Origin of the sequence: Pseudarthrobacter sp. CC12 (genome assembly GCF_039907755.1) — a bacterium.
Lineage (GTDB): Bacteria > Actinomycetota > Actinomycetes > Actinomycetales > Micrococcaceae > Arthrobacter > Arthrobacter niigatensis.
On the sequence record NZ_JARDJH010000045.1, the window covers coordinates 1 to 21,912 of the forward strand.

20 protein-coding genes and 1 pseudogene are annotated in these 21,912 nt (G+C 65.9%); 5 read left to right on the plus strand and 16 right to left on the minus strand.

Annotated elements, in window-relative coordinates:
- Window positions 1-155: 155 nt before the first annotated feature.
- The 4 genes and pseudogenes from PV772_RS20540 to rsgA form a co-directional block, all read right to left on the minus strand.
- Window positions 156-449, minus strand: a pseudogene (locus tag PV772_RS20540) (amidase family protein); the annotation flags it as partial.
- On the minus strand, window positions 446-1,546 hold the full coding sequence (locus PV772_RS20545; RefSeq protein ID WP_347887385.1) for an agmatine deiminase family protein: 1,101 nt from the start codon (window positions 1,544-1,546) through the stop codon (window positions 446-448). The gene PV772_RS20545 and the pseudogene PV772_RS20540, both read right to left, overlap by 4 nt.
- A gap of 42 nt (window positions 1,547-1,588) precedes the next feature.
- Window positions 1,589-2,305, minus strand: a complete 717-nt coding sequence (locus tag PV772_RS20550) for an alpha/beta hydrolase (protein WP_347887386.1) — start codon at window positions 2,303-2,305, stop codon at window positions 1,589-1,591.
- Window positions 2,306-2,349: 44 nt separating this feature from the next.
- Window positions 2,350-3,510, minus strand: coding sequence for a ribosome small subunit-dependent GTPase A (gene rsgA / locus PV772_RS20555; RefSeq protein WP_347887387.1), 1,161 nt, complete (start codon window positions 3,508-3,510; stop codon window positions 2,350-2,352).
- A 371-nt stretch (window positions 3,511-3,881) separates the two neighbouring features.
- Between rsgA and PV772_RS20560 the strand changes: the two genes are divergently transcribed.
- Window positions 3,882-5,033, plus strand: a complete 1,152-nt coding sequence (locus PV772_RS20560) for a GGDEF domain-containing protein (protein ID WP_347887406.1) — start codon at window positions 3,882-3,884, stop codon at window positions 5,031-5,033.
- A gap of 36 nt (window positions 5,034-5,069) precedes the next feature.
- Here PV772_RS20560 and PV772_RS20565 read toward each other — a convergent pair whose 3' ends face one another.
- Genes PV772_RS20565 through PV772_RS20595 form a run of 7 tightly spaced genes read right to left on the minus strand, consistent with a single transcriptional unit; the run spans window position 5,070 to window position 12,310 of the window.
- Window positions 5,070-6,185: a Gfo/Idh/MocA family oxidoreductase gene (locus PV772_RS20565; RefSeq protein ID WP_347887388.1), complete on the minus strand. Its 1,116-nt coding sequence runs from the start codon at window positions 6,183-6,185 to the stop codon at window positions 5,070-5,072.
- Entirely contained in the window at window positions 6,170-6,868 is a 699-nt protein-coding gene (locus PV772_RS20570; RefSeq protein WP_141182878.1) for a ThuA domain-containing protein, read from the minus strand. Before PV772_RS20570 ends, PV772_RS20565 begins: the two co-directional genes overlap by 16 nt.
- A gap of 48 nt (window positions 6,869-6,916) precedes the next feature.
- Window positions 6,917-7,921 carry a sugar phosphate isomerase/epimerase family protein gene (locus PV772_RS20575; protein WP_347887389.1) on the minus strand — a complete coding sequence of 335 codons (1,005 nt, stop codon included), beginning with the start codon at window positions 7,919-7,921 and terminating at the stop codon, window positions 6,917-6,919.
- 51 nt (window positions 7,922-7,972) lie between these two features.
- Entirely contained in the window at window positions 7,973-9,163 is a 1,191-nt protein-coding gene (locus tag PV772_RS20580) for a Gfo/Idh/MocA family oxidoreductase (RefSeq protein WP_347887390.1), read from the minus strand.
- A gap of 13 nt (window positions 9,164-9,176) precedes the next feature.
- A complete protein-coding gene (locus tag PV772_RS20585; protein ID WP_141158756.1) occupies window positions 9,177-10,082 on the minus strand; it encodes a carbohydrate ABC transporter permease in 906 nt (301 codons plus the stop codon).
- The gene (locus tag PV772_RS20590) at window positions 10,082-10,984 is read right to left on the minus strand and encodes a sugar ABC transporter permease (RefSeq protein ID WP_141158755.1); all 903 of its coding nucleotides are present in this window, start codon (window positions 10,982-10,984) and stop codon (window positions 10,082-10,084) included. The genes PV772_RS20585 and PV772_RS20590 overlap by 1 nt, the downstream gene beginning before the upstream one ends.
- 6 nt (window positions 10,985-10,990) lie before the next feature.
- Window positions 10,991-12,310: an extracellular solute-binding protein gene (locus PV772_RS20595; protein WP_347887391.1), complete on the minus strand. Its 1,320-nt coding sequence runs from the start codon at window positions 12,308-12,310 to the stop codon at window positions 10,991-10,993.
- Between the two features lie 296 nt (window positions 12,311-12,606).
- On the opposite strand from PV772_RS20595, the gene PV772_RS20600 reads away from it, so the two are divergent.
- Complete coding sequence (locus PV772_RS20600) at window positions 12,607-13,647, plus strand: substrate-binding domain-containing protein (RefSeq protein WP_307362392.1); 1,041 nt, start codon at window positions 12,607-12,609, stop codon at window positions 13,645-13,647.
- Between the two features lie 12 nt (window positions 13,648-13,659).
- On the opposite strand, the gene PV772_RS20605 is transcribed toward PV772_RS20600, so the two are convergent.
- Both PV772_RS20605 and PV772_RS20610 read right to left on the minus strand, forming a co-directional pair.
- Window positions 13,660-13,923 (minus strand): hypothetical protein, encoded by a 264-nt coding sequence (locus tag PV772_RS20605; RefSeq protein WP_347887392.1) that lies wholly within the window; start codon window positions 13,921-13,923, stop codon window positions 13,660-13,662.
- Window positions 13,924-13,971: 48 nt separating this feature from the next.
- Window positions 13,972-15,471: a SulP family inorganic anion transporter gene (locus PV772_RS20610; RefSeq protein ID WP_347887393.1), complete on the minus strand. Its 1,500-nt coding sequence runs from the start codon at window positions 15,469-15,471 to the stop codon at window positions 13,972-13,974.
- Window positions 15,472-15,730: 259 nt separating this feature from the next.
- On the opposite strand from PV772_RS20610, the gene mptB reads away from it, so the two are divergent.
- On the plus strand, window positions 15,731-17,356 hold the full coding sequence (gene mptB, locus PV772_RS20615; protein WP_307362389.1) for a polyprenol phosphomannose-dependent alpha 1,6 mannosyltransferase MptB: 1,626 nt from the start codon (window positions 15,731-15,733) through the stop codon (window positions 17,354-17,356).
- Window positions 17,357-17,380: 24 nt separating this feature from the next.
- Here mptB and PV772_RS20620 read toward each other — a convergent pair whose 3' ends face one another.
- Window positions 17,381-18,637, minus strand: coding sequence for a glycosyltransferase 87 family protein (locus tag PV772_RS20620; protein ID WP_347887394.1), 1,257 nt, complete (start codon window positions 18,635-18,637; stop codon window positions 17,381-17,383).
- 28 nt (window positions 18,638-18,665) lie between these two features.
- Entirely contained in the window at window positions 18,666-19,919 is a 1,254-nt protein-coding gene (locus PV772_RS20625; protein ID WP_347887395.1) for a glycosyltransferase family 87 protein, read from the minus strand.
- 397 nt (window positions 19,920-20,316) lie between these two features.
- On the opposite strand from PV772_RS20625, the gene PV772_RS20630 reads away from it, so the two are divergent.
- Entirely contained in the window at window positions 20,317-20,517 is a 201-nt protein-coding gene (locus PV772_RS20630; protein ID WP_141158747.1) for a hypothetical protein, read from the plus strand.
- A gap of 95 nt (window positions 20,518-20,612) precedes the next feature.
- Here the strand turns inward: PV772_RS20630 and PV772_RS20635 are convergent, their stop codons facing one another.
- On the minus strand, window positions 20,613-20,873 hold the full coding sequence (locus PV772_RS20635; RefSeq protein WP_141158746.1) for a DUF3072 domain-containing protein: 261 nt from the start codon (window positions 20,871-20,873) through the stop codon (window positions 20,613-20,615).
- 137 nt (window positions 20,874-21,010) lie between these two features.
- Here PV772_RS20635 and PV772_RS20640 point away from each other — a divergent pair, with 137 nt between their 5' ends.
- Window positions 21,011-21,883, plus strand: a complete 873-nt coding sequence (locus tag PV772_RS20640) for an NAD(P)-dependent oxidoreductase (protein ID WP_347887396.1) — start codon at window positions 21,011-21,013, stop codon at window positions 21,881-21,883.
- The last annotated feature ends 29 nt before the right edge of the window (window positions 21,884-21,912 follow it).

Consider the following 21,912-nt stretch of genomic DNA (forward strand, 5'->3'; position numbering starts at 1 on the left):
GCCCCATACGGGCTCTGGTACAGGGGCAACATCGACAACGGCATCCCCGCCCCGTCCCGGTGTGTTGCCGTGACCGGTTCCAGGGGGCAACGGCGGCAGGCTGGGACCCCTGAAAGTAGCAATCCGGACCGGAATCGTCGTTGACAACATCATTGAGATTCCTTCGCCGTGTAGGGGATGCCGTCCAGCGGGCCCAGCGTGAAGCCGGCGGCCCGGCGCCGGTCGGACGCCTGCGCTTCAGCGACGGCCTCCGGGTTCATGACCACCATGGCATTTAGGCATATGCCTGATGAGTCATATTTTCGGATTCGCTCCAGGTACAGCTCCACCAGCTCCTCGCTGGTGACCTGGCCCGACTCGAGCGCGGAACGCAGCCGGCCGACGCCGGCCTCGACGACGTTGAATGGGCGGACTGCGGGCGCGGGCTTCTGCTCCTTAACCAGTTTCACGCGGCCTCCTCCTTCGGGGCCGGCTGCTGCTGGGTGATGCAGTGGATGCCACCGCCAAAGGCGAAGATGTCCCGGGCGTCCACCAGTTCCACGGTTCGTCCGGGGTAGGTACGTTCCAGGATGCCGGCGGCGATGGCGTCGTTGGGGTCATCGAAGGCGCAGAGCACCACCACGTCGTTGGCCACGTAGTGGTTGATGTAGGACCAGTCCACCCAACCTTCGCCGTCCTTGAGCGTGGTGGGGGCCGGAACGTCGATAATCCGCAGGGGCCGCCCCTGGGCATCCAGCTGGCCTCCGAGGACGGCTTTCAGCTGAAGATAGACCGCGTGGTCGGGATGGGCAGGATCGTCCTGCCGGTGCAACAGGATGGTGCCGGGCCCGCCAAAGGCGGCGACAATGTCCACGTGGCCGCGGGTGCCGAATTCGTCGTAGTCCCGGGTGAGGCCGCGCGGAAGCCAGATGGCCTTGGTGGTGCCGAGGGCCGCGTGGACTTCCGCCTCGACCGATTCCTTGGTGGCGCCAGGGTTGCGGCCGGGATCGAGCTGGACCGTCTCGGTCAACAGCACGGTGCCTTCGCCGTCCACGTGGAATCCGCCGCCCTCGTTCACGAGGGAGCTCGGCCGCACCGGCACATCGATGCCGGCTGCCACGCTTCGGGCAACGTTTTGGTCCTTGGACCAGGCGGCCCAGTGCTGCGCGCCCCAGCCGTTGAAGATCCAGTCGACGGCGGCCAGCGAGCCGTCCGCCGAGTGAACGAAGGTGGGGCCGCTGTCACCCAGCCAGGCGTCGTCCAGCGGAATCTCCAGGACGTCGATGCCCTGGCCGAGCCATTCCCGGGCGGGAGTGGCATCCCGTGGATCGGCGATGACAGTGACGGGCTCATAGCGGGCGATGACCCGGGCCACCTTGCTCCACGCGGCCCGCGCCCGGTCCAAAGTGGAGCTTCCCACAGGGCCGAAGGTGTCATTGGGGGGCGGGAAAGCCATCCACGTCCGCTGGTGGGACTCCCACTCTGCGGGCATGCGGCCCGCGGGCCCGGTATGGACATGCCCGGGGGCAGCACTGCCCTCGGTTGCGATCGAATAAATGAATGCCATTCATTTATTATGGAGACCATGCCGGCCTTGCGCAAGGGTAATTCAGACCCGGGAGGTGTTGGTGCGGTCAACGGCCGCCAGGATGGCCTGCGCCAGTTGCTCCGGCTTGGTGAATTGGGGCCAGTGCCCTGTGGGCAGGTCGATGTACTCCACGTCATGGACCTTGGCCAGCTCGGCGACGAACGGGTGCCCGGCCGCCACCCATTCACGGATCATGGCGGACGGAGACTCGCATGCGATCACGGTGGCGGGTACGTCGTAGCGGCCTTCATCATGCAGTTGCTGCTTGCCGTACGCCACGCCCCGGGGCTCCGGAATGGCCCGGGCACGGAAGGCCTGGCGAAGCCCGTCGTCCAGGTCCACCAGATCGGCGTCGTCGAAGCTTTCCCAGGGCGGAAGGGGAATGTCGTCACCCTCGGCGGGCAGTTCGTCATTGATCACACCCCCTTCGCCCAGTGGGCCGCTGTCCACATAGATGGCGCGCTGCACCTTGTCCGGCCGTGCGTCAACGGCTCCGTGGATGATTGCGCCACCTCCCGAATGCCCCACCAGGACCACCTTGCCGCCCATGGCGTCGACGGCCTGGACCACGGCATCAATGTGGTCCTGCAGCCCTATTCCGGCCCGGCTGGAGTCCACGGATTCCAGTCCGGGCAGCGTCAGGGGGTGGGGCCGGTGGCCCGCTGCCTCCAGGGCAGGTGCCACCTCCGCCCACGATGAAGCGTCCAACCAGAAGCCGGGTACCAGGATGATGTCCATGACCGCACCCTACCCCCCACCCCCTGCGCCGGAACAAGGGGCCGCTACCGCTTCCGGTTCCGGCCTTTCCCGGCGTTCCGGCTGCCGCGTTCATAGGCCTCGCGCTCAGCGGAGCGCTGAGACTTTCCCGCAGACACCACCTTCTGCTGCCACTCCCGGTGGTAAGCGCGCTGGGCAGCAACGTCGGAGCGGCGGGCCAGGGCTTCGAGTTCACGCTGCATCTTCAGGTACGAATTCCAGCGCCGCTCCTCCAGGACGCCCCTGTCAATTGCGTCCCGGACCGCGCACCCTGGCTCAGTTCCGTGCGAGCAGTCCGCAAACCGGCAGCCGGCAGCCAGCTCCTCCACATCGCCGAACATGCCGCCCAGGCCTTCGCCGGCGTCGAACAGCCCGAAACCGCGGACCCCTGGGGTGTCCATCAGCACCGTACCGTTGGACAGCGGCACCAGTTCGCGGGCGGTAGTGGTGTGCTTGCCCTTGAAGTCGCCGGACCGCACCTCCCCGGTCTGCTGGACCTCGCGGCCCACCAGGGCATTGATCAAGGTGGATTTGCCCGCGCCGGACGGACCCAGGAGCACGATGGTGCCACGGGCGGGGATACGGGACATCAGTTCGTCGATCCCGCTGCAGTTCCCGGCTGAGGTGGTCACTACGTCCACGCCGGCCGCCTGCAGGATGACCTTCCCGACGACGTCGTCCGCCTGCGCAAGGTCGGCCTTGGTGATGATCACCAGGGGAGTGGCTCCCGAGTCCCATACCGCCACCAGGGTCCGTTCCAGCCGGTTGTGGGTGAGCGGCCGGTCCACGGGCACCACCACGCCAACCGTGTCCATGTTGGCGGCAAGGACCTGCTCGGCCGACGAGTCCTCGAAGGCACGTTTGCGGCTGAGCTCGGACCGGCGGGGCAGGACGGCCAGGATCTGCCGTGCGCCGGCGCGGTTGGGGCCGATCCAGACCCAGTCGCCGGTAACGGGCTGGTCGCCGGTGAGCGGGTAGGGCAGGTGGAGCAGACCGTCAGCGACGGCCACCAGCAGCAGCGTTCGGTCCACGCGCACCACCCGGCCGGTGCCGGTGGCCTCGGGGTTGGGATGCGCTCCGAAATGGCGGGCGACTGCGGGCGTGTAGCCGTAAGCGAGGGGGCCCTCAGCTGTTGATGGGTTGTTGATGCCAGGGTTGTCCAGGGCGTTGCCTGAAGGAATATGCACGTTGGTTTCCTCGGAAAGGTTCCCGGTGCAGGCGCGGGGTATCCGGCAGGTATCTCAGGAAAGGCGCGTGCAATGGGAAAGGATGGTTGATGGTGTCAGTGCGGGGCGCTTACGGCGCGCGCCAGTTGCAGTCATCAAAGCCACCTCCTCTCCCTCGTGCGGGTCCCGTCACCCTGCCGGGAACGGCAGGATGGGGCCGGGACCCACCTTAGTAGCCGCCGGCGTCGGGCACCAGAGCCAGGAGCGCAGGGGGCGGACACCCTCCGCCCGCTAGGCAGGCTCCCGGGGTGGGCAGGACCTTCTGCGATGTCAGGGTGGAATGCAATACTGTCGTGAGCAGCATTCGCCGCGTTTGGGGGGACTTCTGGCACATGGTTCTGGATACGGCAACCCTGCGCATCGCTTTCGGCCTGATGGCCCTGGTGCTGGTGGTCCTGTTCTATTTTTCCGCCTACCGGGTGACGCGCTCGCCGTACAGCGCCTGGTGGTGCGCAGCCCTGTTGTTCTTCCTGTCCGGATCGGGGTGCTTCCTCCTGGACGGCACCCCCCACCAGGTGTGGGCCAACCCGGTGGGCAACACCCTGCTGGTCCACGGCGGTGTTGCTGTGTGGGCCGGAGCGCGGTCGCTGCGGACGGTGCGCCCGCCCAAATGGGCCTTTACCGGTATCCCCCTGGCCACCCTGGTTGCCTCCCTGCTGGACCATCCCGCCACCAATACCTGGTCCGGCGGCCCGGTGTTCCTCGCCGCGATGAGCCTGACCATCGGCATGGCATCGCGCGAGCTGTGGCGGCTGGAACCGGGCTACTCACGGGTACGCATCCCCATGGCCGTGGCCGCCGGCGGGCTGTCCGTTTTCTACTTCTTCCGCTGGCTGGCGTTCCTGGTTGAAGGCCCCGACGGTCCCGTTTTCGTCACCGTCTTTGGATCGGCAGTCACCACCATGGTCACCATGGTGCTGTTGGTGGTGGTGTCCTTCAGCATGGCGGCGTTGAGCAGCGAGCAGCAGACCCGCGCCCTGCGGGTGGTGGCTTCCCGGGACGACCTCACCGGGCTGTTGAACCGGAAGGCCTTCATGGACCTTGCGGCGGAGCAGTTGGCCGACCGGAGCATCACGGGCGGCTCCGGGGCCCTGATCCTTGCCGACCTGGACCATTTCAAGGCGGTCAACGATACCCACGGCCATGCCGCCGGCGACCTGGCGCTGCAGGCCTTCGCCGGCGCCTGCGTTGCCACGGTCCGGTCCACCGACCTGATCGGCAGGTACGGCGGGGAAGAGTTTGTCATCCTGGTCCCGGGGGCTAGCGCCGAACGCGCGGAAACCATCGCGGAGGAGATCAGCAGGCGGCTGGCCGTCGCCCAAACCCTGAACGGAATGGAGATGCCCACCGCCAGTTACGGGATTTCCACGTACGACGCCGGGACCTCCGACGTTGACGACCTCGTGGCCTCCGCGGATGCTGCCTTGTACAGGGCCAAGTCCCTGGGCCGGAACCGTGCCGCCCGCAGCGACGAGCTGTACTAGCCGGGCTGCGCCGGCGGCACGGTTCCGCCAATCTGCCTACTTGGGCTGGAGTGCGTCCGCCCGCTCCGCCAGGACCGTCAGCTCCACGCGGTCAGGGCGGGCGACGGTGCTGTGGATCGCCACCGAAGTGCCCTTGTGGGCGGACTCCAGCAGGGATTCCATGACCTCCAGGGCGTGGTAGGCAAGGGCGCCGCCGGCCCGGGGCTCCTTGCCCTGCGGGGTGGCGGCCAGGTCCGCGATGCCGAACCCGCGGCCGGAATCAACATACCCGGCGGACACCGGAAGGGTTTCCCAGTCCGTGGCACCGAGCGGGAACAGTTCGACGTCCCCGTCGAAGTGGTTGGGGTCCGGTACCACCAAGGAGCCGCGCTCACCGTGGATCTCGATGTTTGGCGACTTGGATTTTACGGCGTCGAAGCTCATGAAGAGCGTAGACAGTGCCCCGGAGGCGTGGACCAGGACGCCGGTGACGTGGGAGTCGATGGTCACGGGGACTTTTTCGCCCTGCCGCGCCCCCGAGCCGATGGTCCGCTCGTCCCGGGTGTGGCTGGCGGCGCCCAGTACCGACGTCACGGGACCCAGCAGTGTCACGAGAGCGGTGACGTAGTAGGGGCCCATATCGAGGAGGGGGCCGCCGCCGGGCTGGTAGTAGAAGTCCGGGTTGGGATGCCAGCGTTCGTGGCCCGGGGTGGCCATGGTGGCAGACGCCGAGATGGGTGCGCCGATCAGTCCGTCGTCGATCGCCTTGCGGGCGGTCTGGATCCCCGTGCCCAGCACGGTGTCAGGTGCACAGCCGACGACGACGCCCGCGTCCCGTGCAGCATCCAGCACCCGGCGGGCTTCTTCGGTGGTAGCAGCGAGGGGCTTTTCACCATAGACGCTTTTGCCGGCAGCGATCGCCCTCAGTGCCACGTCGGCGTGTGCGGCCGGGATGGTGAGGTTCAGGACCAGGTCGACGTCGACTGCGGAGAGCAGGTCCTCCACGGACAGGGCGCGGACGCCGTCGTAATCATCCGCAACTGCCTGCGCACGTGCCGGGTCCAGGTCCGCGACGGCCACCAGCCGGACCTGGTCCAGCCGGCGGAAGTTGGCGAGGTACTGCGCGATGATGGCTCCGCAGCCAATGATTCCGACGTTCAACGGCTTGCCCACAGCAGGCCCCTTTCGATGATGGTGCGTACGTTCTGGTCCTGGAGGATTTCCACGCGGTGCCCTGGGGTGGACACGAAGATCCGGCCCTTGCCCCATTGGCGGGTCCAGATGGCGGGAGACGTCACTTCGCGGTTCCAGGGGTCCCACGCGCGGACTTTTTGCGTGGTGGTGGCCAGGATGTCCACGTAGTCGTCCGAGAGGACCCAGTACTGTTCGGTGACCAGGTCAAAGTCCTTGATGCCCTTGGTGATGGGGTGGTCTGCTGCGGCCGGCAGCATGTTGACGGTATAGGGCACGTAGTTGTCCGACTGCTCGCCGCTGCACTCGTCCGGGTGCTTGCCGGGGTGGCAGGCGAACTGGCCGCCGATCAGGTGCAGGTAGTCCGAGGTGTTCCGGTAGGAATCGGCGATCCCGCCGTGCCAGCCGGCCAGGCCGGTGCCGTTCTCCACGGCCGCCCGCAGCCCGGCGAACTCGTCTTTTTCGATCGTGCTCATGGTCATGCACTGCATGATCAGGTCCACGCCTGCCATGTATTCGGCGTCGGCGTAGACCTTGGGGGATTCCTCCACCCGGACGTCGTAGCCGTTGTCCTTGAGGTAGGGAATGAAGAGCTCCGTGGCCTCGTACGGCTGGTGGCCGTCCCAGCCGCCGCGGACGACCAGCGCATTCTTGCGATCTGTCATTGAGGTTTCCTTTGTCTGGCTGCCGGCTCGTGCCGGCAAGGCTTGGGGTCAGTGGCTGGCGAACGCGGCGTCGAAGGCCGCTGCGGGCGGGGCAATCCGGCCCAGTTCCTGGACCATGGCAAGTGCCTGGGGAGCGCCGATGAGCCGGTCCATGCCGGCATCCTCCCATTCGATGCTGGTGGGACCTTCGTAGCCGATGGCGTTCAGGGTCCGGAAGATCCTGTTCCACTGGACATCCCCGCGCCCTGCGGTGACGAAGTCCCAGCCGCGGCGGGGGTCCGCCCAGGCCAGGTGGGAGCCGAGACGGCCGTTGCGTCCGTCCAGTTGGCGCACGGATTCCTTGACGTGGACGTGGAAGATCTTGTCCGCGAAGTCCTGCAGGAACATCACCGGGTCCAGGTCCTGCCAGATGAAGTGCGAGGGATCGAAGTTCAGGCCGAAATTCTCCCGGTGCCCCACGGCTTCAAGGGTGCGCTTGGCTGTCCAGTAGTCGTAGGCGATTTCGGACGGATGGACCTCCAGTGCGAACCGGACACCCTCATCGTCGAACACATCGAGGATGGGGTTCCAGCGGTCCGCGAAGTCCTGGTATCCGGCGTCGATCATGGCCTGGGAGGCGGGCGGGAACATGGCCACCGCCTTCCAGATGGAGGAGCCCGTGAACCCGGTGACGGTCTTCACCCCCAGGCGGGCAGCAGCCCTGGCGGTGTCCTTCATGGCATCCGCTGCCCGGCGGCGTACGCCTTCGGGCTCGCCGTCGCCCCAGATGTCCGCTGACAGGATGCCCTGGTGGCGCTCGTCGATGGGGTCGTCACACACTGCCTGTCCGGTTAGGTGGTTGGCGATGGCGAACACCTTCAGGTTGTTCTTTTCGAGGATATCCAGCCGGCCCTGGAGGTAGTTGTCGTCCTCGGCCGCGCGGCGCGGGTCCAGGTGGTCGCCCCAGCAGGCGATCTCCAGCCCGTCGAAGCCCCACTCGCCCGCGAGCCGCGCCACTTCCTCGAAGGGTAGGTCGGCCCACTGGCCGGTAAACAGCGTGATTGGTCGTGTCATGTCTATTCCTTGGATCGCTTGAAGCTGGTCGTTGCCGTGCCGAACCGCTGCTCAGACTTTTTGCCACTGGCTGGAATTTGCGGCACTGGACTCCACGGCGGCCAGGACCCGCTGCACCTGCAGGGCGTCCGCGAAGGACGGTTCCGGTTGGCGGGCTTCGCCGATGGCCGTGACAAGGTCCACCACCTGGTGGGTGAAGCCGTGTTCATACCCCAGGCCGTGGCCGGTGGGCCACCAGTTTCCGGCGTAAGGGTGCTCGGGCTCGGTGACGAAGATCTTCCGGAACCCCGCGTCGGGGGAATCGGCCGCGTCGTAGAAGGAGAGGGCGTTCATGTCTTCGAAATCGAAGGCGAGGGAACCCTTGGTGCCGTTGACCTCCAGCCGCATGGCGTTCTTCCGGCCCAGCGCGTAGCGCGTGGCTTCAAAGACGCCCACGGCACCTGCCGAGGTGCCGCCGTCGAACCTTGCGCTGAAGATGGCCGCATCATCTACGGTGACCTTCCCGCGCGGGGCGTCGCTGCTGAGGTCGCCGTGGCCGCCGAGGCCCACCAGGTCGCCGGCCAGCGGGCGTTCCTGCACGAAGGTCTCCAGCAGTGCCGAAACCCCGCTGATGTTCAGGCCCGTAACCCACTGGGCGGCGTCGATGCTGTGCGCTCCGATGTCACCCAGGGAGCCGGAGCCGGACTTCTCCTTGTCCAGCCGCCACGTCATGGGGGCGTTTGCGTCGGTGAGCCAGTCCTGCAGGTACTGGGCCCTGACATGGCGGATCTCGCCCAGCCGTCCCTGGTCCACGAACCGCCGGGCCAGCGCCAGGGCCGGCGTGCGGCGGTAGCTGAAGCCGCACATCGAGAGGACACCGTTCTTGGCGGCGGTCTCCGCTGCCAGTGTCATCCGCTCGGCTTCCTCCACGGAGTTGGCCAGCGGCTTTTCGCACAGCACGTGCTTACCGGCTTCGAGGGCCGCGATGGCAATCTCGGCATGGGTGTTGCCGGGCGTGCAGATATCGATGAGGTCGATGTCGTCGCGCTCGATCAGGCGCCGCCAGTCGCTCTCCACCGACTCCCAGCCCAGCTTCTCAGCGGCCGCTCGGACGCCGTCGGCATTCCTGCCCGCCACCGCGGTGAGCTGTGGCCGCAGCGGCAGGTCGAAGAACCGTGGCGCGGTGCGCCAGGCGTGGGAGTGGGCGGCACCCATGAAGGCGTAGCCCACCATGCCGACCCGCAGGGGTTTGGCGGTGGTCATGGAGGAGTCCTTTCTACTTGCTGAAGCCGGCGGTGAGGCCGCTCAGCAGTTGACGGCGGGCGACGACGTAAACCACCAGCAGGGGAAGGGTCGCCAGGACGACGGAGGCGAGAATGGCAGGGATGTTCACGCTGAACTCGCCCTGGAAGGTCCACAGTGACAGCGGCAGGACCCTGGTTGCCGGGCTCTGCGTCAGGATCAGCGGGAAAAGGAAACCGTTCCAGACGTGCAGGGCGTTGTAGATGCCGACCGTGATGACCGCCGGCTTGGTCATGGGGAGCGCGAGGCGCCACATCATGGCCCAGTCGGAACAACCGTCCAGTCGCATCGATTCGAAAAGCTCATTGGGGACATCGCGCATGAAGTTGGACAGGATGAGCACGCTGACCGGGATGGCAAAGGCCACGGACGGAAGGATCAGGGCCAACAGGGTGTCATACATGTGCGCCCGGGTGATCATCCAGTAGATAGGGATGATGGTGGCGTGCAGGGGGATGGCAAGGCCAAGGAGGAACAGGTTGTTCGTCAGGCCCAGGAACCGGCCCTTGCCGCGGACAATGGCGTATGCGGCCATGAAGGACACCAGCAGGGCAGGCAGGACTGTGCCCAGGGTGACGATCAGGCTGTTCGTGAAGTACCTGACGAAGTTGTTCTCCAGGACCAGCTTGTAGTTGTCCAGCGTCGGGTCCGTTGCCGGGAGCATGGGGTTGGAGGTGAAGAAGCCAGCCTGGTTCTTGAAGCTGGTGATCACCACGTAATAGATGGGGACGATGATGATGGCCAGCCAAAGCCAGCCGCCCAGGCCGCCAAGGAAGTTTGGCCGGAGCCGTCCGGGGCCTTTGGTGCGGGTAACCGGTGAGGCGGTGATGCCGCCGGCGGTGGGGGCCGGTGGGACGGGAAGTTGGGTTGTGGACGCCATCAGGCACCTTCCAATTGGCTTGCGTTGCGGTTTTTGCCGCCCAACCGCTGGAGGATGAGCGCAAGGCCCAGTCCGATGACGACGAGAATGACTCCCAGGGCGCTCGCGGCGCCCATGTCGTTGGCCTTGAAGCCCGTCAGGTACATATGCAGCGGAAGCAGCCGGGTGCTGTAGCCGGGGCCACCCCCGGTGAGCACGAAGATAAGGTCGAAGTACGCGAGGCTGCCCACCACCATCAGGGTGGAGGACGTGATGACCGTGTACTTCAGCTGGGGCAGCGTGATGTTCCAGAACTGGCGGAAGCGTCCCGCGCCGTCGATCTCAGCAGCCTCGTACAGCGATGTGGGGATTTGGCGTACGCCGCCCTGGTAGATCAGCGTGTGGAATGGAACGAACTGCCAGGCAATGACGAAGACCACCACGAACAGGACCAGATCCGAGTTGCCAAGCCAGTCCTGGGCAAGGACGGGCAGGTTGAATCCGGGCCCCAGGCCGAAGTTGGGATCGAGCAGGGCCTTGAAGGCGATGGCAACTGCCGCGGACGACAGCAGCAACGGCAGGAAGTAGAGCACGGCGAGGGCGGCGCGGTACTTTTGGCCGCCGGCCGTGAAGACGCCCAGCAGCAGGCTGATGGGCGCCTGGACGATGAACGAGAAGAACATGATCTTCGCGGTGACCACCAACGCGTTGCCGGTGACCGGATCCGTAAGGACCGTGGTCCAGCTGGACAGGCCGTCCAGCTTGATCTCGCCCAAACCGTTCCAGCTGGTGAAGCTGAGGAAGACGACGCCGATCAGCGGGACAACAGCGAACGCCAGGAAGAAGACCAGGGCCGGGACTGCGAGCCACCCCGAGGGGCCCGCGTCGCGGACCCCCCGGTTGGCGGAACCAAGAGCCGTCATGGTCCCTTACTTTCCGATCGTGGCGTTCATGGTGCTGATGAACTGGTCAGGGCTGATCTTCTTGAGGAAGATCTGGTCCAGGTTGGACAGCATGGCGTCACCCTGCGCGGGGCTGAGGGCCTGGTCCCAGGAGAGGGTGAAGCTGGGGGCGTTCTTGGCCAGTCCGTAGACGAAGGTCAGGAAGTCCTTGTCGGGTGAGGCGGCCAGTTTGTCTTCGATTCCCTTGACCACCGGCACAGCTCCGGAGCTGATCAAGGCGTCGGTGTTGGCGCCGGTGAACATGCCGTCCTTGACGTAGTCGAGGGCGGCCTTCTTCTGGGCATCCGTGGCCTTGGCGGAGATGGACCAGAAGTTGGAGGGGTTGCCCACCACGTTCGCAGGGTCACCCTTGCCGCCTGGGACGGTCGGGAAGGTGGTGTACCCCAGCTTTCCGCTCTTGACGAAGTCGGCGGCGTCCTTCTTCATGCCCTGGTAGATCCAGCCACCCTGCAGGATCATGGCGGCCTTGCCGGTGTACATCAGTGCCTGGTCTGCGTTGCTGTCTGCCGCGATTGAAGAGAAGCCGTTGATGAACCCGCCGGCGTCGGCCAGGTCCTGGATCTTGGTCAGCGCCTCCTTGACGGCGGGGTCGGACCAGGCTCCGGGCTTGTTGGCTGCGATGTTGGCAAAGACTTCGGGGCCGCCGATGCGCTCGACGAGGTACTCAAGCCACATCAGGTCCGGCCACTTGGACTGGCCGCCCAGGGAGAACGGGGCAATACCGGCTTCCTTGAACTTAGGCACCAGGGCCATCAGCTCATCCCAGGTCTTCGGGGGCTGGGCTCCCACCTTGTCGAAGACGTCCTTGTTGAAGTAGAGGACTACCGGCTGGACGTTGTTGTTCGGCAGTGCGTAGGTCTTGCCGTTCACTTCACCGTTTTTTAGGACTGAGGGAAGGTAGCGGTCCTTGACCTGTGGATTGTCCTTGATGAAGGTGGTCAGGTCGTCAACCTGGTTGGCGTCGACGTACGACTTCAGGACTCCGCCGCCCCAGCCGTAAATGAAGGTGGGGCCTTCGCCGGCGCCGACGGCGGTGCGGACTTTGGTCTTGTAGGCGTCATTGGCGAAGAAATCCAGTTTGATGGACTTGTCCGGGTTGGCCTGGTTCCAGTCATCCACCGACTTTTGGAGCACCGGCTGGTTGCCGCCGGTGAGTCCCCACATGGTGGCCGAATCACTGCTGACGTTTGAGCCGGCAGGACCTGACGAACCGCAGGCCGCGAGGCTGACTGCCAGACCTGCTGCGGAAATTGCCAACGCTGCCGAGCGCAACTTTCGAATCTTCATTTCGTTTCCGTTCATCCTCCGGGCTCAACGCTGGGTCCCGGTAACGTGTGAAGCAGGCGTTTGCCTCGGCTCCGAGGCGGATAGCCCGCATCAATTCGGTCGGTGGTCGTACCGCGCAGCTTTCGAAAGTTTTCGAAACTTTGCGAGCGGTGGTGCCAATCTAGCCGTGAGTTGAGTCACAGTCAAGGGGTAATGCCATTGGCTGTGACCTGTACCCGCCTGTATCCGGTTGACGCCTTGATGGAACGCGGGCAAGATAACCATAAGCGAAATGTTTCGAAAGAGTGGATAAGTCAGTGGCGAAGACTGCACGGCCGGCGAAGGCAACCCTGGCAGCTGTTGCCTTGCAGGCGGGGGTTTCAACCCCCACGGTGTCCAAGGTGGTCAACGGCCGCGAAGATGTTGCGCCGGAGACCCGCGCCCGCATTCTGACCGCTTTGGAGCAGGCGGGCTATAAATCCCCCGTGCAGCGCCGTTCCGTGGCGAGGACCAGCACCGTGATCGAGGTGGTGGTGGACGTCCTGACCTCGGCCTATACCACGGAGGTCCTGGACGGGATCCTGCAGTTCGCCGCTGCCGAGGATGTCGAGGTCCTGGTAAGCGTCGCCGGTCCGTCGACCCCCACGGTGCACACCGCCGAGCGCCGCGCCCAGCGGATGGTCGACGAAGGCCGGGCGGGAATGATCGTGGTGACCTCGGCATTCAGCGAGGCGCAGATGCACGCCTTCCGGCGGCGCCGGATTCCCGTGGTGGTGATCGATCCGCTCAACCCGCCCCCCGCGGACGTTGTCAGCGTAGGCGCCACCAACTGGGCCGGCGGCAAGGCGGCCACTGAACACCTGCTGGAACTGGGCCACCGGCGCATTGCCTACATCGGCGGGATCGAGCGGGCCGAGTGCAACCAGGCGCGGCTCCACGGCTACATGGCGGCCCTCGCTGCCCATGGCATCTCCGTGGATCCGCAGTACATCATTTCCGGCGGCAGGTTCCGCCGGGACAGTGGGGTGTCCGGGATGAAGGCGCTGCTTGGCCTCAAGAAGCCCCCCACGGCCATTTTCGCCGGAAGCGACAGCATCGCCCTGGGCGTGCTCAGCGAGGCGGCCCACTGCGGCCTGAAGGTTCCCGGGGACATCAGCCTGGTCGGTTTCGATGGCACCATCCAGGGCGAGGAATGCGTACCGGCGCTCACGTCGGTGGCGCAGCCCCTCGAGGAGATGGGGCGGGCTGCCCTCAGATCACTCCTGCGCCAAGCGCGCGGCGAGGTCCTGGATTCCCACCGTGTGGAACTGGCCACGCATGTGATTGTCCGCGAATCCACGGCAGCTCCCGCGGACTGAAGGGGGCGGGGCCTAGGGGGATGCCGCCTTCTTCAGCTCCTGCAGGATTTCCAGCTGGACCCGGTTCATGGAGATCAGGAGCTCGATCTCCTTTTTCGCTTCGATATTGGTGTCGTAGTCGTGTTGGGCCATGGCAGCCCAGATGAGCATGAAGCCGATAAAGCTGGCAACGAAGGGCCAGCTTCCCATTCCGTTGCGCATGATGTCAGCGGCCCGCTGTCCCGTGCTCAGGGAAGCTTTGTGTTTCTCGTGCCAGGTCTTCTGTTGGAAGCTCATGGCTCAGGGTAGACCGAGGAAGCCATTCCTCAGGCAGGACCGGCCTGGTCAGGCGCCCAGATGCCCAGTGAGGCGGCGGTGGAAACCGGTGCTGCGCTCATCGAGGCCTTCGATGGCCACCGTCGCGCCGTGGTCCGCGTATTTGGTTTCGATGGAGTCCAAGGCGGCCACCGTTGACGCGTCCCAAATCTGGGCGCGGCTAAGGTCAATGGTCACCGAGGCGGGATCGTCGCCGTACGCGAAATGCTCCACCAGGTCGTTGCTGCTGCCGAAGAACAGCGGCCCCACCACCTCATAACGCACGCTCCCGCCGTCGTCCGCCAGGGTCCGCTCGACGGTGATGACGTGGGCCACCCGGCGGGCGAAGAGCACCATCGCCAGGATGACGCCCACCAGCACGCCGTAGGCGAGGTTGCCGGTGAAGACCACCACGGCGACAGTGGCACCCATGACGAGCGTCTCGGGGACCGGCATCCGCTTCAGCGTGGACGGTTTGACGCTGTGCCAGTCCACCGTGGTAACGGCCACGACCATCATGACCGCGGCAAGGGCCACCATGGGAATCTGCGCCATGATCGAGCTAAGCCCCGTCACCAGGGCCAGCAGGAACACCCCGGCCACAACCGTCGAGATACGGGTACGCGCCTGCCCGGTCTTCACGTTGAGGACCGTCTGGCCGATCATAGCGCAGCCCGCGATGCCGCCATAGAAGCCGGCGAGGATGTTCGAGACGCCCAGGCCCCACGACTCGCGGCCCTTGTGCGAGGGGGTTTCAGTGATGTCATCGACCAGTTTCGCCGTGAGGAGGGTTTCCATGAGGCCGACGAACGCCACGCTCAGGGCCGTGGGCAGCACCAGCCGGAACGTCCCAACATCAAGCGGAACCAGGAACGGGGTGATTCCCGGCATCCGGCCGGTGAGAGGCCCTTCGTCGGCGACGGTCGGAACAGCAAGGCCCGCAAGGATGGCAATCGCCGTGACGACGACAATGGCCACCAGCGGCGACGGGACCACCTTGGTGAAGCGCGGGAGGACGAAAATGATGGCCAGCGTTACGGCGAACAGGACGTAGGCGAGCCAGGGAACATTGAGGACGTGCGGCACCTGCGCCATAAAGATCAGCACACCCAAGGCGTTAACGAACCCGATCATCACCGAGCGCGGGATGAACCGCATCAGCCGGGCAAGGCCTGCCAGGCCAAAGACCACCTGGATGACGCCGGCGAGAAGCACCGTGGGCAGGACGTACTGGACGCCGTGCTCGTGGACCAGTGGGGCGATGACCAGGGCCACCGAGCCGGCGGCGGCCGTCACGACGCCGGGCCGTCCGCCGAGGATGGACATCGCCACGGCGAGCACGATGGAGGCGACCAGGCTGACCATCGGATCCACCCCGGCCACGATCGAGAACGAAATGACCTCCGGGACCAGTGCGAGCGTGGTGACCATGCCGGCGAGGACCTCACGGGTCAGCTGCCGGGGAGAGCGGAGCGCGGCCAGGACATTATCCGGTTGCCGGGTGGGGCGGGGGCGGTCGGCGACGGCCAAGGAGCGGCTCCAAGGACTTGGCTCTTGGGCAAGAGCGGGGTGGGCAATGTAGTGCGCGCCACGATGCGCACGGTCCAACCCTGTCATGGACGACAATTGGGTGGAGAAGAAAGGAGCCGGGTGACTCTCGGCTGCCTATGCAACACTACCCCGCGCTCCCAGAGGAGCAGTAAGCGTGGCTGATAAAATGACCGGGTTGCAGGGCGGCCCATAGAGCCGGTGCAACCAACGCCGTAACAAAGTAGGGGACCACACAATCATGACGGCAGGCGGGTCACACCTTGAGACGTCGGAGAGCAGGCCGGGCAAACCGGTCGACGCCTCCGCGCCTGCCAGGGGCCGCGCCTACCTCGCCACCATCGAAGGCTTCATCGGCGCCCTCATGATGTTTGTCGGCTCCATCGGCACCGGCTGGATCGCCAACGGCTCACCCATGATCCGCCAGCCGGTGGTGATCGCGCTCCGCACCGAAGGGTGGGGTGTGGCGGTGTCCACCGTGCTGCTGACGGCCGGAGCCATGCTGCTGATGCGCTCCTGGTTGAGGCTTGGCCAGCGGTTGGGGGACTGGGGGCAGTCGTCGCTGCGGTCCGTTGTCATCGCCATTTCGGCCTGGTCGCTGCCCCTGCTGTTCTGCGTCCCCGTCTTTTCCCGCGACGTCTACGCCTACACCGGGCAGGGACGCCTGGTCCAGGAGGGCCAGAACCCTTACGAAGTGGGCATCTCCACGCTCAACAACTGGTTTGCCCTGGGCGCCGACCCCGCCTGGGCCGAGAACCGGACCCCCTACGGACCTTACTTCCTGTGGCTCGCGCGGGCTGTGGTGGGGCTGACCGGTGCCCAACCGGATGCCTCGGTCCTGCTGTTCCGCCTCCTGGCCGGCGTCGGCGTCCTGCTCTGCGTCATCTACGTACCCAAACTGGCCGAACTGCACGGCATCAACGGTGCACGGGCCCTCTGGATCTCCGTGGCCAACCCGTTGTTCCTCATCAGCTTCATCGCCAGCGCCCACAACGACGCACTCATGGTGGGGCTCGCCGTCGCCGGCGTCTACCTGGCCGCCACCCGCCGCTACCTGCTGGGCATCCTCCTGGTCACCGCGTCCGTGGGCATCAAGCCCATCACCGTGCTGCTGCTGCCGTTCATCGGTGTCATGTGGGCAGGACCGTCTGCCTCCTGGCCACGCAAATTCCTGATGTGGGGAGCAACGGCCGGCATCAGCTTCGGCGTGCTGGCCCTCAGCGGCATCCCCTACAACCTGGGCATCGGCTGGACCTGGGCCATTATGGATCCCACCCCCGGCTACACCGGCTACTCGCCGTCCGGTTTCATCGGCCAGCAGGTGGAGATGCTCGCCAACGCCCTGGGCCTGCCCGGCGGAACGCTGGCCACCTGGCTGCGGACCGCCATGAAGTGGGCCGCCATCGCCTTGGTCCTGCTGCTCATGTTCCGCGGCGACTACTCCCGTGCGGTGCGCCGGATGGCCCTGGCGTTCACCGCCGTCGTGATGCTCTCACCCATCATCCAGCCCTGGTACATCCTGTGGTTCCTGCCGTTCCTGGCCGTCACCGGCATCCGGGACGACTGGCAGATCCGTTCACTCTACGTCGGCGTGACGTTCTTCGTGGTGTTCGGCGCGCAGGACCAACTCTCGGTCTGGTCCTTCGTGGAACTGCCCATCGACGCGTCATCCCTGGCATTCTTCACCGCCCTGGCCTTCACGTTCTACCTGCTGGTGCTGGACATCCACACCCGGAAACTGCTCATCGAGGGCAGGCCGCTGGACCTGGGCCGCCGCGGCTGGCAGTGGGCGGTGGAGCGCAGGGCGGCACGCCGCCGTAGCGCACCCCAGGCCCCCGCCGCCGTCGACCGGTCCAAAAGCCGCTAGTCGGGCGAAGCGCGCCCGAAACGGCTACGCGCCCGCGGGTACCCGGGAGGACGTCCTGCGCCCCAGCTCGGCCGTCCGCTTCACCGACCACCACAGCAGCACCACCAGCAGCACGTTGCGGGTGGTGAGGATGGCCGCCATGACTGGATGGGCGTGGATCAGGGGCGTGTAGAACAGCGGGTAGATCACGAACGTGGTCATGGCGATGCCCATCAGCAGCGCCGCAGGCACCTTCCAGCGCTCCCAGTCGTGGGTCAGGCCGGCGATGATCACCGGTGCCAGCCAGATGATGAACTGCGGCGAGCCCACCTTGTTGAACACAATGAACGCCGTGACCATCATGAGGGAGCCCTCGAGGAACAGCTCCTCACGTTCGGCGCCCCGCCGCATGGCGCGCACCAGCAGGATGGCTGCAATCACGGCGGCCAGGACCAGCAGCGGCTGCATCAGGAAAGCTGCGGTACTGGCTCCCGGACCGTAAACCTCGGTGGAGTTGATGGCCGTGTTGTCCGCCATCTTCGAGCCGGCAATGTGGAACACGCTCAGCCAGACCCACGGTGTGGAGAACGTGGCCTCAAGCTGCATGCCGCGCTCGCCCTGGTTCAACAGGAAGTCCATGATGTGCGGCAGGCCGCCGGTCAGCCAGGTCCCCAGGCCCACGACGGCGGTCACGGCGGCGCCGGCGAGCACCACTTGGACGCGCTTGTGGCTGGCGATGGCGATGGGTACCAGCACCGCTGCCGGCCACACCTTGATCCACGTGGCGATGCTGAGCAGGACGCCCGCCACCACGGGCCGCTCCGCGGCGTAGAGCAGCGCGATCAGCACGATCGGTGCGGTGATGCCTTCCACCCTGGCGAAGCTCAGGTAGCCCATGAAGACGGTGAAGAACAGCCACCACCAGGCCGGGGCCACGCCCGTCACCCTCCGCGGGCCGCGGGTCAGGTAGAGCAGGCCGACGGCATTGAGTGCCGCGATAATCAGGAACCACACCAGCAGGTAGAGGCTGGGCCCGGCGATGTTGGCGACGAAAATGGGGATCTGCGCCAGGACCGGGTAAACCCACGGGCTGATCTTCCCGGTGAGGTCCGCCGGGTTGTACCCGGCCGTGGCCCACTGCCGGTACTGCTCGGTGTCGCTGAACGTTTCGCCGTTCAGGAAGAAGGACGCCATCCAGCCCAGGAAGTACAGATGGACGACGGCGAAGCCCCACCACACGCTGGACGGGCGGGCGAACCAATCCACTGCTTTGGCCGGCAGGACCTTGCTGCGGACCGTCACCAAACGGTCAAAGAACCTTGTGGAAATCTCAGGTCTCCTTGAGCGCGGGGGCGGGTGCGGCAGTCTTCTTGCCCAGCGAATACAGGCGCCGGACGCTCCACAGGAACAGGACCACCACCAGGATGTTGCGGATGGTCAGCACCAGCGCCATCCACGGGTTGTTGTGGCTGAGGGCGTCGTAGAAGAGCGGGTAGATGAAGTAGGTGGCCACAGCGATGGCGATCAGCATCAATGCCGGAACGCGCCATTCGCGCCAGCTGTGCGCGAGGCCGACGGCGACGGCAGGGCCCAGCCACACCATGAACTGGGGCGAACCCACCTTGTTGAACACCACGAAGGCGGCTGCCAGGGCGAGGGCGCCGGCCAGAAGCAATTCAGTCCGGTCCACGCCGCCGGCCACCTTGTGCTGCTTGCCGTTGTGGAGCGCCCAGAAAGCCAGGCCAGCCACCAGCAGGGCGGCCAGGACCAGGAGCGGCTGCATCAGCACGGACATGGTGGCGGTGCCCGGACCGTCCACCTGCATGGAGTTGATGTCCGTGTTCATGTACATCCGGGAGCCGCCCACGTTCAGGACGGAAAGCCACAGCCACGGGGTGGTGAAGGTGGCCTCGAGCTGCATGCCGCGGTCGCCCTGCTGGGTGAGGAAGTTCAGGAGCTTGGGGACGCTGCCCAGGGCTGCCGCCACCGCAATGACGCCCGCCGTCGTCGCGATTCCAGCCAGTACCACCAGCAGGCGGTTCTTGACGACGGCGAAGAGGGCCAGCATGATGGCCGCCGGCCACACCTTCACCCAGGTGCCGATGGCCAGCAGGACCGAGGCAATGAACGGGCGCTGGACGCCGTATGCCAGCGCCACGAGGACCAGGGGGGCGGTGAGGCCGTCAACGCGGGCGAATCCCAGCCAGCCCATAAGGAACGTAAAGGCCAGCCACCACCAGCCCGCGGGGATGGCGTTGGCGTTGCGGCCCCGTGCGGTGAGTTTCAGCAGCGCCCAGCCGTTGAGCAGTGTTGTCATGAGGACCCAGAGGAAGAAGAACGGTCCAGGACCTGCGAGGCCCGCAATGGCCATGGGGAACAGGGCCAGGATGGGGTATACCCAGGGGCTGGGGCCACCCCTCAAGTTCGCGTCGTTGAAGCCGGCCATGGCCCAGTCACGGTAGATGAACGTGTCGCTGAAGGCTTCCCCGCGCAGGGAGAGGGAAGCGGCGAAGACCAGGAAGACAAGGTGCACCACGATGAAGCCGCCCAGCAGTCCGCGCCCGGAATTCAGTGCGCTGCGCACGGGGGTGGGGAGGATGACGTTGCGGATCCTGGTCAGGTTGCCGAAGAGGGCGTCGGTGGAAATGGCGGATCCTTGTCAGGTCGTGGCACACGTGTGGTGTCGTGCTGGTGGCTGGGTTCTGCCGCAGGGCTGGGTCAGGGCAGCGGAGCCGTTCGGAAACAGCTTCCACTCCTGTCCAACTCTAATTCACGGTGCTTTGGCGCCCGTAATTGCCGAGGCAGGCTCGAGCCGTCACGCCTTGACCTGCGGCGACTTATTACTTGATTTTTCAAGTTGCTGGTGATCCATCACTCGGGCATCATGAGCTGGGCACAAAGGTTCCCAACTTCGCCTGCAGCCTTGGGGAGCGCAGGCGTTGGATATCACCCCCTACCCCCAACACACAAAGGCTAGACCCATGAACTTCCCCCTGACCCTCACCGTGTCCGACCGCCAGAGCATGGACACCGAGCTCGACGCCGCTGTCGCAGCCGCCAAGGCACATGCACTCATCGGCCGGCGCGGCATTTTGGTGACCCGCCATGGCGTGGACAAGTTCACGGTGGACCTCAGCGACGCCGTCCCCTTCGGCCTCACCCGCGAACACCAGGTCTGGTAAGCCATTGGCTGGCGCCTGATCCAGCCGGCCCAACGCAGCCACTGACGGGGCTCCTTTGGAACCGCCGTCACTTCCGGCGTCGACCGTCAATGTGCCTAACTGCCGGCGTTGTTGTCCCCATCGCCGCCCACGCGGTTGCTGCGCTGCTGCAGCCGGTCGATGTGCTTTGACGCGTCCGCCTTGCTCAGGTCCGCGGGAAGTTCCTCGCCCGCCTCGCGTGCAAGGGTATCGAGATAGCTTCGCTGCGCCGCCGTCATGGGCTCATCCCCCGTCACCCAGTCTTCCGGGTCCCTGTTGAGTCCTGCATTCGGTTCCGGTTCGGGGCTGCCGATTGTTTCCTGGTTGCTGTCGCTCATGGGCACGAGTCTAGGCCTGGGCACCGACATTCTGCCGGAACGTGCGTGCCGAAAAGCATTGGCATGAATAAGTCGGGAAATCATGGAGACCTTGAATAGGTAGACGCAGACCCCAACGCAGCCAGGAGAAGGACTCGATGGATACCAAGCTCAAAGTCGCAGTGCTCGGGACGGGAATCATGGGAGCAGCCATGGCCCGGAACCTCCTGCGGGCCGGCCATGAAGTCTCGGTATGGAACCGGGACGGGGCCAAAACGGAACCCCTGGCTGCTGACGGCGCCCGGCGTGCCGCCAACCCTTCCGACGCCGTCAAGGCGGCCGACGTGGTCCTGACCATGCTCTTCGACGCGGCCGCGGTGGAAGATGTCATGCGGGCTGCGGCCCCCGGCGTCCGGCCCGGCATGGCCTGGGTGCAGCCCACCACGGTGGGCGTCCAGGACGTTCCCGTTTTGGCCAAACTGGCCGCGGAGCTCGGCCTGGACCTGGTGGAGGCGCCCGTTTCCGGCACCCGGGCCCCGGCTGAAGCCGGCCAGCTCCTGGTGCTTGCCGCCGGACCCGATTCGGTGCGCCGGCGGGTGGTGCCGGTGCTGGATGCCATCGGGGCCCGGACCATCTGGACGGGGCAGGACCCTGCCGACGGCTCCGCTACCCGGCTGAAACTCGTGGTGAACAGTTGGGTCATTGCTGCCTCCAATGCGGCCGGTGAGGTGGTTGCTCTGGCGGAGGCGCTGGGCGTCGATGCGCAGCAGTTCCTCGACGTGATCGACGGCGGCGGCCTGGACCTTCCCTACCTGCGGACCAAGATGGGGCTCATCCTGGACGGGGGACTCGAGCCGGCGTCCTTCGCCGTGGACACCGCCTGCAAGGACGCACACTTGATTGTCGATGCCGCCGCCGAGCAGGGCTTGAAGCTTGACGGTGCCGAAGCGTTCGCCGCAAGGCTGGACCGGGCAGCCGGGCAGGGCCGCAGCAAGCAGGACATGGCCGCGGCTTACTACTCCAGCCGGTAGCAGGCATCAAGGCCGGAAGTACTTATGGC

What these genes read in the sequence shown, in the direction of transcription:
- PV772_RS20545 (WP_347887385.1), bottom strand. Translation starts at nt 1,546, where the DNA reads ATGGCATTCATTTATTCGATCGCAACCGAGGGCAGTGCTGCCCCCGGG.
- PV772_RS20550 (WP_347887386.1), bottom strand. Translation starts at nt 2,305, where the DNA reads ATGGACATCATCCTGGTACCCGGCTTCTGGTTGGACGCTTCATCGTGG.
- PV772_RS20560 (WP_347887406.1), top strand. Translation starts at nt 3,882, where the DNA reads ATGGTTCTGGATACGGCAACCCTGCGCATCGCTTTCGGCCTGATGGCC.
- PV772_RS20570 (WP_141182878.1), bottom strand. Translation starts at nt 6,868, where the DNA reads ATGACAGATCGCAAGAATGCGCTGGTCGTCCGCGGCGGCTGGGACGGC.
- PV772_RS20575 (WP_347887389.1), bottom strand. Translation starts at nt 7,921, where the DNA reads ATGACACGACCAATCACGCTGTTTACCGGCCAGTGGGCCGACCTACCC.
- PV772_RS20580 (WP_347887390.1), bottom strand. Translation starts at nt 9,163, where the DNA reads ATGACCACCGCCAAACCCCTGCGGGTCGGCATGGTGGGCTACGCCTTC.
- PV772_RS20585 (WP_141158756.1), bottom strand. Translation starts at nt 10,082, where the DNA reads ATGGCGTCCACAACCCAACTTCCCGTCCCACCGGCCCCCACCGCCGGC.
- PV772_RS20590 (WP_141158755.1), bottom strand. Translation starts at nt 10,984, where the DNA reads ATGACGGCTCTTGGTTCCGCCAACCGGGGGGTCCGCGACGCGGGCCCC.
- PV772_RS20595 (WP_347887391.1), bottom strand. Translation starts at nt 12,310, where the DNA reads ATGAAGATTCGAAAGTTGCGCTCGGCAGCGTTGGCAATTTCCGCAGCA.
- PV772_RS20605 (WP_347887392.1), bottom strand. Translation starts at nt 13,923, where the DNA reads ATGAGCTTCCAACAGAAGACCTGGCACGAGAAACACAAAGCTTCCCTG.
- mptB (WP_307362389.1), top strand. Translation starts at nt 15,731, where the DNA reads ATGACGGCAGGCGGGTCACACCTTGAGACGTCGGAGAGCAGGCCGGGC.
- PV772_RS20630 (WP_141158747.1), top strand. Translation starts at nt 20,317, where the DNA reads ATGAACTTCCCCCTGACCCTCACCGTGTCCGACCGCCAGAGCATGGAC.
- PV772_RS20635 (WP_141158746.1), bottom strand. Translation starts at nt 20,873, where the DNA reads ATGAGCGACAGCAACCAGGAAACAATCGGCAGCCCCGAACCGGAACCG.
- PV772_RS20640 (WP_347887396.1), top strand. Translation starts at nt 21,011, where the DNA reads ATGGATACCAAGCTCAAAGTCGCAGTGCTCGGGACGGGAATCATGGGA.